The sequence below is a fragment of the Photobacterium sp. SKA34 genome (assembly GCF_000153325.1).
GTDB lineage: Bacteria > Pseudomonadota > Gammaproteobacteria > Enterobacterales > Vibrionaceae > Photobacterium.
In genome coordinates this window covers 747,299-756,708 of record NZ_CH724141.1, presented here as the reverse complement: position 1 = coordinate 756,708, position 9,410 = coordinate 747,299, and the positions used below count along the sequence as shown (strand labels likewise).

The following is a 9,410-nucleotide window of genomic DNA, read 5'->3' as shown; positions in this document are numbered from 1 at the left end:
ATTTTTTTTACTCGCCACGAAGTTGTGTCCATGATGAATAGCAGTCGCAATATAAGGTTGATATTCGCTAACACGAATAGTTAAGCTGCCATCATCAAGTTTGCTTCAAAGGGAGTTAGGCTGCGGATTTTCTCCAGAACCTCTAACTCAGTAAGCAGCATCTGCAATCACCTTTCTAAAATCATTTTTACGTGCAATACCAACTTCTTTTGCTATTACTACGCTCTCTGCAAAATCTAGGACGTTACGTTGAAGTTTTACACGGTTAAGGCGGTTAATACGGGTAATACCGCCTGGGCTTAATACGTTTACTTCAACCAGTTTGCCATTAATTACATCAAGGCCAACAAAGTACAGGCCATCGCGCACGAGCTTAGGACCAATGTGCTTACATAGGTTAAGTTCTTGCTTTGTTAGTACGTGTTTTACTTCACGGCCACCCGCATGGATGTTTGAACGTACATCGCCTTCTGCAGGTACACGGCGCATTGCACCGATAGGCTCACCATTAAGCAGGAGAATACGTACATCACCTTGTTCTGCACCCTCGATGTAATCTTGTAAGATCACATAATTTTCATCGTCACCAATGTAGAAGTCTAGTAATGACTTAACGCTTGATTTTGCACTCTTTTCAACCAAGATAACGCCTTTACCACCGTAACCATTTAGTGGCTTTAAGATCATACGATCTTGGGTTGATTCGTCCAATACACGCTCTAAGTATTCACGGTTCTTTGATACGTGCGTTGCTGGGATATATTTATGGTTTGGATCGGGTAACGATGCTGTATACAGCTTGTTGTTAGCGACACGTAGGCCATCAATATCATTAATAATGAAAGTATGTTCACGTACAGAATCTAAGAAATTAAGAGCCATAGTATCTAGTGGTGGGTTAGCACGCATAAAGATAACGTCAAAGCCCGCGAGTGGTAACTCAGCTTTGTTAAATTCAGCTTTACGGTAAAAGCTTGGAATATTGTTTGATACATCACCTTTTTTTAATACGTTACAGAATGCAATAGCCATGCTGTCACGCATAGTTAAATTACTTGGTGTTGTAATTGCAACCGTGTGACCGCGGCTTGCGGCTTCATGGATCAGACGTAGTGTGGAGTCGTTTTCGGCTTCAACTTTGTCCCACGGATACATAACAAAACAAATTTTCATAGCTCTACCAAGAAAGTGCCTGCATTACAGGCTATTAAAAAGAAATAAGCCATCGCACGAGAGTGGGATGGCTTCATGGTTACTCGATAAACAGAGGTTAGCCCTCTGATAGTAATTAATAGTCTAAATCGCTATCACTACCACTATCGGTATCATCATCGTCGCCGTATACGCCATTATTGGCACGTTGCGACACGCATAAGGTATAACTGCGTGCTTTATGAGTGGTGTTGTTCAGGTATTTTAACCAACACTTACCAAATTCAGACATTGCTGCTTGCTGACCTAACACTTCAGCAAGGAACTGAGTTTCTGACTCATCGATTGGTTGAGTAGTCCCTTCATGTAAGGCACGCATAATACGTCCATAATTTTCTAAGACGCTGGCTTCACTAATTGTGAAAACCCCCGAGCGATTAAAGCCACGTGGGAAATTTTTATCGTCGTAAAATTTACCTTCACTTCTCATTCATAAAGTCCTTGATGTGATTTGCGGTGATATTTATCCAGAGTTGAAGAGTTGTAAATCAAACGATTTTCATCGTTCCAATGAATATTTTTGATGGTTGTATGCCGTAAATCATCATATCGTTTAAGATCTAGATTAAGCTCTTGCTAATTAGATATATAATGCTTAAGCTTAAATAGCACGATAATCAAGCAATTTATTTTTCTTATTCTTGAGAATTTCGCAGTGGATACAGAATTACTAAAAACATTTTTAGAAGTAACTAAGACTCGTCACTTTGGCCGTGCTGCTGATAATTTATATTTAACGCAGTCTGCCGTCAGCTTTCGTATTCGACAACTTGAGTCTCAGCTAGGTAACCCGTTGTTTTCTCGTCAACGTGGTAATGTCCATTTAACTGCAGCTGGCGAGCGTTTACAGCCTTATGCTGAAGCTATTTTACAAACATGGGGACGTGCGAAGCAGGATGTTGTATTAACAGATAGCCTAAATACCCAATTAGCCATTGGTGCATCTCCCTTATTCTGGGAATTTGATGGTATTTCTGATTGGATTAACCATGTTTATGCCAATATACCTGGATTAGCATTACGCTTAGAGTCGGTTAAACGTGAAGGGATGGCAAAACGTTTGTTTGATAAGAGCATTGATCTCTTTATTACCAGCGAACCACCGAAAATTGAAAATCTCCATGTACGTAAAGTCCGAGACTACCAACTACAGTTAGTGACTAACAAGAGTAATTGTTGCTTACATGATACTCGTGATATTCCACTTGTCTTTTTAGATTGGGGAACACGATTTTCAGTTGAACATAGTCGTATTGCTGAGCTTCAGCGTACACCAATTATGCATACACATTCTGTTAAAATGGCGCTTGATTATATTTTAGCAAATGCTGGAGTTGGTTACCTGCCATCGCCTGTTGTCGAAACTGCTAAGAAAGAAGGTTTACTTCATGTGGTAGAAGACGCGCCAGTTATGGATCAAAGCTTGTATTTAGTATGGCGAGAAGATAACGAAAAAGAGGACTTGATCAATGCTTTAGTTGAAGTTCCTTTTAAGAATGTGACCGAAAACAATTGATAAGTTTTTTTGCTGATAAGCAGTAAAATATCTTGTTGTACAGAGAGCGAGTTCCTGAATTAGTCTTAGAAAAAATACGAATTAAGCAATAAATCAAGTGGAAAACAAACAAGGCAGTTGTCACTGATTTTACAAAAAAGCGACGTATTTTTGTCACAATAGAACATTAATATTGCCTGTGTTCTATTTATTAATTACTTACTCTGGATGTAGTTCAGGAATCGCAAATGGCTAAGTTAGACCAAAAGTTTCACAAGGGCAGCAAATCAAAATTCAACTCAGAATTTAATGATGATTATCAAGATTTGAATCAATCTCGTAACAAAAAGAAACGTCGTATGACACGTTCACGTTTTGAGAGTCCGGAGTACAGCGATTTCGATTATTAATAGCATTTAGTATCGGCAATAAAAAATAAAAAGAAGGCGTATCCTAAGGGTACGCCTTTTTATTTAGCTATTAATTATGAGAAGAATGGTTATTTTTCTTCGCTTAATGCAGCGTAACGATGAAGTAATTCTGTCAGTACACTTATCCAACCAAATGCGTTGTAAGGCGCATTGGCTAAAATCTTTTCAACTTCAGCACAGTGCAGCTCTAATGTGACAGCTTCTTCTAACTGGAATGAGATAGCGTAAAAATGCCAAAGAATTAAACGTGTCATGCGCTCAACATTTTGATTAGCGTTATCTGATTCTGAAAATGCTTCTTTGACTTCACCCAAAGCAACTGCTGTCATACGTAGCATTGCATCAAATTGTGCGGATTTTAGGCGTTCTTCACTATCCACTTCTTCTTGTTCAAAAGTGAATATTTCCTGCATTACATCTTCCGGCACCATGCGGCTGATTACGCGTAAGCTAAATTCTTCAAGCTCATGGCGAGGCATTGTTAATAGGCAGTTTAAAGTATAATCACGTTGCATAGCTATCTCATGGTACCTGTGCCTGATCGGAATTGATCGCTGGCTTTCTTAAAGACGGTATTGTGGATGATTTGCGAATAAAATGCGACCCAAAGCAGGAGTGAGTTAACTGCTCGCTACAGTACTATCACAACTGTCATTCTCTTGGATATGTAAAGCATGTACTCCTAGTGATAGGTAATGGCGATGAGATGTGAAAGCCGTACTGTATATATTTGAACTTATTGTTATCAGCAGATACATTTATTTGTTTTAAGAGCGATCATACAAACGTTGAGGTTTTGAGCGTAGAGACGATTGGTAAATCTCCTGACTCAGGAGATAGATATTCAACGAAAGCGCCATTTTTACAATAATAAAATAACGTTTTTTTTCATCCTTGATGAAAAAATAATACAATATAGAACTGACACTAGGATGACATGATCATTGATAATTAAGATTATGTTTAGCCCAACTATATTGATTTTATATAAGGTAGTAATTTAATAGCCGTATTATTTCTCTTATTGTTTGATAATTGTTTTTTAGTAGATTCGGTACTGTTAAATTGGAAGAATGAATGACATCAAATAAACATCAGCCTGATAATAAACAGGATAAACCACAACCATCATCAACGCGTAAATTAATTAAGCGTAGTTTTCTTACTGTTGCCATTATTGGTGGCTTGGGTATGGCTTATCTTGGTAATAACTTAAACAATACCATCAGTGAGAAGTTTTCAGGTCAATTGTGGCAGTTACCTTCCGTGGTTTACGCTCGTGAACTTGCCTTGCAACCAGGAGCGCCAGTTAGCTATAACTCGTTAGTTAACGAGTTAAAAGTATTGGGCTATCAAAAGGTCGCTAAGCCTGATCAGAGCGGTGAATATAAAGCGAATGGCTGGTCTGTTGAATTTGTTCGTCGACCATTTAATTTTAAAGAAGGTGCAGAAGGTGCTCGTCATGTTGTTGTAACATTCAACAGTGAAGGGATCAGCCAAATAAAGGATCTGGACTCAAATAAAGAGCTTGGTTTTCTTCATATCGATCCTAAAATGCTTGGCATGTTAGAAGCGAAAAATGACCAGGAACGAATTTATCTCCCTGAAGAAAAAATGCCTAAGCTATTAGTAGAAGGTCTTGTTGATACTGAAGATCGTCATTTCTATGAACATGATGGTATTTCATTAGTAGGTATCGCTCGTGCTTTTGTCGCTAATATTAAAGCCGGTCATACAGTTCAAGGTGGTAGTACGCTAACGCAGCAGCTTGCTAAAAATATGTTCTTATCGAGTGAGCGCAGTTTATGGCGTAAATTTAAAGAAGCCTATATGGCGATTATCATCGATTATAAATATGGTAAAGAAGAAGTACTTGATGCTTATATGAACCAAGTTTATCTCGCCCAATATTCCGGTCGCGGTATTCATGGCTTTGCTTTGGCTTCTCGTTATTACTTTGATCGCCCATTGTCGGAATTACGTTCTGATCAATTAGCCTTGTTAATTGGTTTGGTAAAAGGCCCGTCTTACTACAATCCTTGGCGCAACCCAGAGCGTGCGAAAGATCGTCGTAACGTGGTATTAAAAATCATGTTAGACAATAAATTGTTAACGGATAAAGAATATCAATCAGCAATAAAATTACCGTTGGATATTCAATCAAAAGGACAACTTGCAAAACGTCAACCTGCGTACTTTGATCAACTTAAACGTGAATTAGAGCAAAAAGTAGGTGACGCTTTTGAAGAAGGTAAAGGCTTACGTCTGTTTACTTCATTGGATCCTCAATCGCAAAAACTAGCGGAAGAATCTGTGAAGAAAATGATCCCGTTAGTTGAAAAACGTTCGGGTAAAAACTTACAAACAGCGATGGTGATTGCTGATCGTACAACGGGTGAAATCCGAGCTATGATTGGGGGGAGTAACCCTAATTTTCCTGGCTATAATCGTGCGATAAATGCGCAACGTCAAATTGGTTCGGTAGTGAAACCTTCTATTTACTTATCAGCATTAGAAGACCCAGAGCAATACACACTAGCTACTTCACTCAAAGATCAGCCACTTTCCATTAAAATGCAAGATGGTGCGGTATGGAGCCCTCGAAACTATGATCGTAAGTACCGTGGTGAAGTGCCTTTATTTGTCGCGTTAGCTAAATCGTACAATGTTCCGACGGTTAATTTAGGTATGGGGTTGGGCGTTGAAAAAGTCTCAACGACATTAACAAAATTAGGGATACCGCTTGAAGAGATCCCTCAAGTACCTTCATTATTTTTAGGTTCGATAGCATTGTCGCCATTAGAAGTTACTCAGATGTACCAAGCAATTGGTAATAACGGGTATTTAGCGCCATTAACGGCATTAAATGCAGTGGTTGATGAAGATGGCAAAGTGCTGTACCAAAATTGGCCTAAAGCTTCATCAGCAGTACCTAGTCAGGCAGCATGGCTGACGATGTATGCGCTGCAAGATACGGTAAAATTTGGTACCGCGCATTCATTGAATAAATTGTTCCCGAATAGCCATTTGGCTGGTAAAACAGGCACGACAAACGATGGTAAAGATAGTTGGTATGTCGGTATCGATGGGCGTGAAGTGGTAACAGTATGGATGGGGCGTGATGATAATAAGACTGCACACTTAACGGGTGCGACAGGCGCATTGCGTTTATATACTGATTACATTCAGCATCGCAAACCTGAGCCATTAATTCTAACTCAACCTTCAGAATTGGAAGGAGAGAAATATACGGTAGCAGCGAACGGCACCTATATTGAAGATTGTTCAGGCACGACAAGAATGCCAATTTGGGATCCGAATGGTGATCTTAAACAAAACTGTCAGGTACAAGCTGTGAAGCAACAAGCGAAAGAAGTTCAGAAAAAAGTCGAAGGCTTCTTTGATAAACTGCTTGATTGGTAATGATATTTTTTGTTTTTCCACTGTTGAATTAACATAAAAATGAAAGGCTAAGTGGTTCGCACTTAGCCTTTTTATATGTGTCTGTTTTACAGTGAAGTTCTAGCAGTTAAATTAGTTTGTTATACCCCATTTTAACTCATCATCTAATTCTTCGATGGCATCATCAAGGTAACTTTCCACTTGCTCTTCAACAAAGCCATCAGGTACTTCAAAGAAAGCAACATGGAAAATAGCATCACCTTCGTTAACTAAAGGCAATGTTTGTTGACCAATTACGATCCCACCTTGTGGAGCAATAACAGGTGCTTCACTGCTGCCAGCAGGATCGCTAATAGTGGCGATGACTTGATCTTTCGATACCTTCTCACCCAAGGCCACATGGGATCGAAGCAAGCCATCATAGTCGGCACGAATCCAACGGGTCGCTTTTGGCACCATTGGTTCAATAACTTTTTTACTACGGCTAGTGCGTAGCATATTTAGATGACGCATTACTTTCAATACGCCTTGAACGCCAGATCCTACTGCATGTGGATCAAGACGTAACGCCTCACCTGCCTCAAATGTGATCACGGGTATGTTAAATTCTTCAGCAGCTGCTCGTAATGAGCCCTCACGCAGACTTGCATCAACGACAACGGGCGAGCCAAATGCCATAGCCATCTCTTTAGCTAATGGATTTTCAAGGTTAGCTCTAATTTGAGGTAAGTTAGTTCGGTAAATAGCAGCGGTATGTAGGTCGATAACATGAGATGCACGACGAACCACTTGATTAAAATATTGATAAGCCATGCGGCCTGCAATTGAACCTCGTTCAGAGCCAGGGAAACAACGATTCAAATCTCGACGATCGGGTAAGTAGCGAGATTTATGAATAAAGCCAAAAACGTTAACCACAGGTACAGCAATAATTGTTCCGTGAAGTTTATTTAAATCTAATTTTTCAATAATTTGACGTACAACCTCAATACCATTCAATTCATCACCATGAATAGCGGCATTGATTAATAAGACGGGACCTGGGTGTTTACCATGTAGGATATCAACAGAAACCGAAAGAGGTGAGTGAGTATAAAGACGAGCTATTTCTAATTCACAATTAATGTGTTTACCCGCGTCAATCGATAAACCGGCAAATTCAAAACGTGGCGTTTTCTTAGCCATAGATACTTCCTGTATTCGGTAGTGTAAATAAGAATAGAAAATTGTTGGATGCCTATAACACAAGGAGGTCAATCATGGCGCATACAATGGCAGAAGAATAAGCGTAATTTCACTTTATAAATAGATGACATTGTCACAAAAATAGTGATAGTTACCGAGTGAAATGTTTCTAAATGTATCTATGTCGTTATATAAAATTGTTAATATCAAAATACTCGATGTATTAAAAATAATTATCGTAACGGATGCTTATTGGGGAGTTGATATGAAATAAAAAGCACTTCTAATAGAAGTGCTTTCGTTTGTTTATGAAGATTGAACTAAAACTAGATTTATTAGTTTTTCGCAATTGCGATTTGATTTTTATCTTGTTCAATAGACTGTTTCATCAAGTCATTATATTTAGCGACCTGAATTTCGAACTCTTTCTTCTCTTTGCGAGGAACAGATGCTGCCAATGGAATCTTTGCTGTCATTGGATTTACTGCTTTTCCTCGAATTAAGAACTCATAGTGAATGTGTGGACCTGTTACACGGCCAGTGCCACCTGATAGCGCAATTTCTTGACCACGTTTAACATGTTGACCTTTTTTAACCAAAATACGGCTGTTGTGTAAGTAACGAGTGCTGTAGTTAGCACTGTGTTTAATGACGACATAACGCCCCGCATAAGGGTGGTTAGTCACTAACGTTACAACACCATCACCTGTTGCGAGTACTGGCGTACCTGATGGTGCTGCAAAATCAACACCATTATGTGGTTGGCGACGTCCAGTAACCGGATGAACGCGATTAGGGTTGAATGGCGAACTGATACGGTAAAATTTTGCTGTTGGATAACGAATGAAAGCTCGTTGTAAACTTTCGCCATTTTCATCATAAAAGTTACCATCAGAATGCAGGTAAGCTGTTATATAGCGTTTACCCGTATAAATGCGGATAGCTTGTAAATCACTGTCACCAGTAGATTGACCTTTTATATATTTACGTTTGGTAACAATTTCAAATGAATCTCCTGATTTAAGATCACGATTAAAATTCAACTTATCTTTCAAGATAGACATAATTTCTTGAGCTTCACTATGTGAAACGCCAGCTTTACGTACTGACGCACTAAAACTACCATAGATAGTTCCCGTTGCAACAGTCTCACGCCATACACCAGGTAACGTAATTTCTTTTACATCGAAATTGCCATCTTTAGTACGAATGTAATCAATTCGCTGCGCTAAGCTAAATTCAAGCTCTAACTTATTAAGTTTGTGATCACTTTCATTAATCCAAAAACGTAAGATATTACCTGGTTGAAGTTTGTCAATTTGAAGTTTGTCAATTTGAAGTGTGTTTAAGTCAGCCTCCATGATGGACTGAATATCAGAGTAGGGGATCGACATTCTCGCAAAGATGCCACTTAGGGTATCACCGTTTTTAATTTTATATTCATAGGTCGGTGGTAAATCGACCGTTTTCTTCATTACTTTTGGTGACAAAGCAGGTAGTACCACCTCTGGAGTGGCTGGGATAGAAAGTTTTATTTCTTTATATTTTTGATGAGTTGTTGCTGTATTGATAGATAAAGCTGCAGCAACGGTGATAAGAGAAATACCTGCAATACTAATATAGCGAGAATTAATAAATTTTCTCAAAATTGTCGTGTTTAACGTAGACATAAATCTGGAATGCTC

General features: G+C 38.9%; 8 protein-coding genes. 3 read left to right on the top strand and 5 right to left on the bottom strand.

The window, feature by feature from the left end:
• Positions 1-147: 147 nt before the first annotated feature.
• Positions 148-1,173 (bottom strand): glutathione synthase, encoded by a 1,026-nt coding sequence (gene gshB / locus SKA34_RS04925; RefSeq protein WP_006644408.1) that lies wholly within the window; start codon positions 1,171-1,173, stop codon positions 148-150.
• 115 nt (positions 1,174-1,288) lie between these two features.
• Positions 1,289-1,642 carry a DUF413 domain-containing protein gene (gene maoP / locus SKA34_RS04920; RefSeq protein WP_006644407.1) on the bottom strand — a complete coding sequence of 118 codons (354 nt, stop codon included), beginning with the start codon at positions 1,640-1,642 and terminating at the stop codon, positions 1,289-1,291.
• A gap of 225 nt (positions 1,643-1,867) precedes the next feature.
• Between maoP and hdfR the strand changes: the two genes are divergently transcribed.
• A complete protein-coding gene (gene hdfR / locus SKA34_RS04915) occupies positions 1,868-2,728 on the top strand; it encodes an HTH-type transcriptional regulator HdfR (RefSeq protein WP_006644406.1) in 861 nt (286 codons plus the stop codon).
• A gap of 227 nt (positions 2,729-2,955) precedes the next feature.
• Entirely contained in the window at positions 2,956-3,117 is a 162-nt protein-coding gene (locus SKA34_RS23270) for a hypothetical protein (RefSeq protein ID WP_006644405.1), read from the top strand.
• 89 nt (positions 3,118-3,206) lie between these two features.
• Here SKA34_RS23270 and SKA34_RS04910 read toward each other — a convergent pair whose 3' ends face one another.
• Positions 3,207-3,653 (bottom strand): hypothetical protein, encoded by a 447-nt coding sequence (locus tag SKA34_RS04910; RefSeq protein ID WP_006644404.1) that lies wholly within the window; start codon positions 3,651-3,653, stop codon positions 3,207-3,209.
• A 562-nt stretch (positions 3,654-4,215) separates the two neighbouring features.
• On the opposite strand from SKA34_RS04910, the gene mrcB reads away from it, so the two are divergent.
• The gene (gene mrcB / locus SKA34_RS04905; protein ID WP_006644403.1) at positions 4,216-6,561 is read left to right on the top strand and encodes a penicillin-binding protein 1B; all 2,346 of its coding nucleotides are present in this window, start codon (positions 4,216-4,218) and stop codon (positions 6,559-6,561) included.
• A 111-nt stretch (positions 6,562-6,672) separates the two neighbouring features.
• Here mrcB and SKA34_RS04900 read toward each other — a convergent pair whose 3' ends face one another.
• Together SKA34_RS04900 and SKA34_RS04895 are read right to left on the bottom strand one after the other, a co-directional pair.
• Complete coding sequence (locus tag SKA34_RS04900; protein WP_006644402.1) at positions 6,673-7,725, bottom strand: succinylglutamate desuccinylase/aspartoacylase family protein; 1,053 nt, start codon at positions 7,723-7,725, stop codon at positions 6,673-6,675.
• Positions 7,726-8,060: 335 nt separating this feature from the next.
• Entirely contained in the window at positions 8,061-9,395 is a 1,335-nt protein-coding gene (locus SKA34_RS04895) for a peptidoglycan DD-metalloendopeptidase family protein (protein WP_006644401.1), read from the bottom strand.
• Between the last annotated feature and the right edge of the window lie 15 nt (positions 9,396-9,410).

Coding starts and splice junctions, on each gene's coding strand:
- maoP (WP_006644407.1), bottom strand. CDS start 1,642: ATGAGAAGTGAAGGTAAATTTTACGACGATAAAAATTTCCCACGTGGC.
- SKA34_RS04910 (WP_006644404.1), bottom strand. CDS start 3,653: ATGCAACGTGATTATACTTTAAACTGCCTATTAACAATGCCTCGCCAT.
- gshB (WP_006644408.1), bottom strand. CDS start 1,173: ATGAAAATTTGTTTTGTTATGTATCCGTGGGACAAAGTTGAAGCCGAA.
- SKA34_RS04895 (WP_006644401.1), bottom strand. CDS start 9,395: ATGTCTACGTTAAACACGACAATTTTGAGAAAATTTATTAATTCTCGC.
- mrcB (WP_006644403.1), top strand. CDS start 4,216: ATGACATCAAATAAACATCAGCCTGATAATAAACAGGATAAACCACAA.
- SKA34_RS23270 (WP_006644405.1), top strand. CDS start 2,956: ATGGCTAAGTTAGACCAAAAGTTTCACAAGGGCAGCAAATCAAAATTC.
- SKA34_RS04900 (WP_006644402.1), bottom strand. CDS start 7,725: ATGGCTAAGAAAACGCCACGTTTTGAATTTGCCGGTTTATCGATTGAC.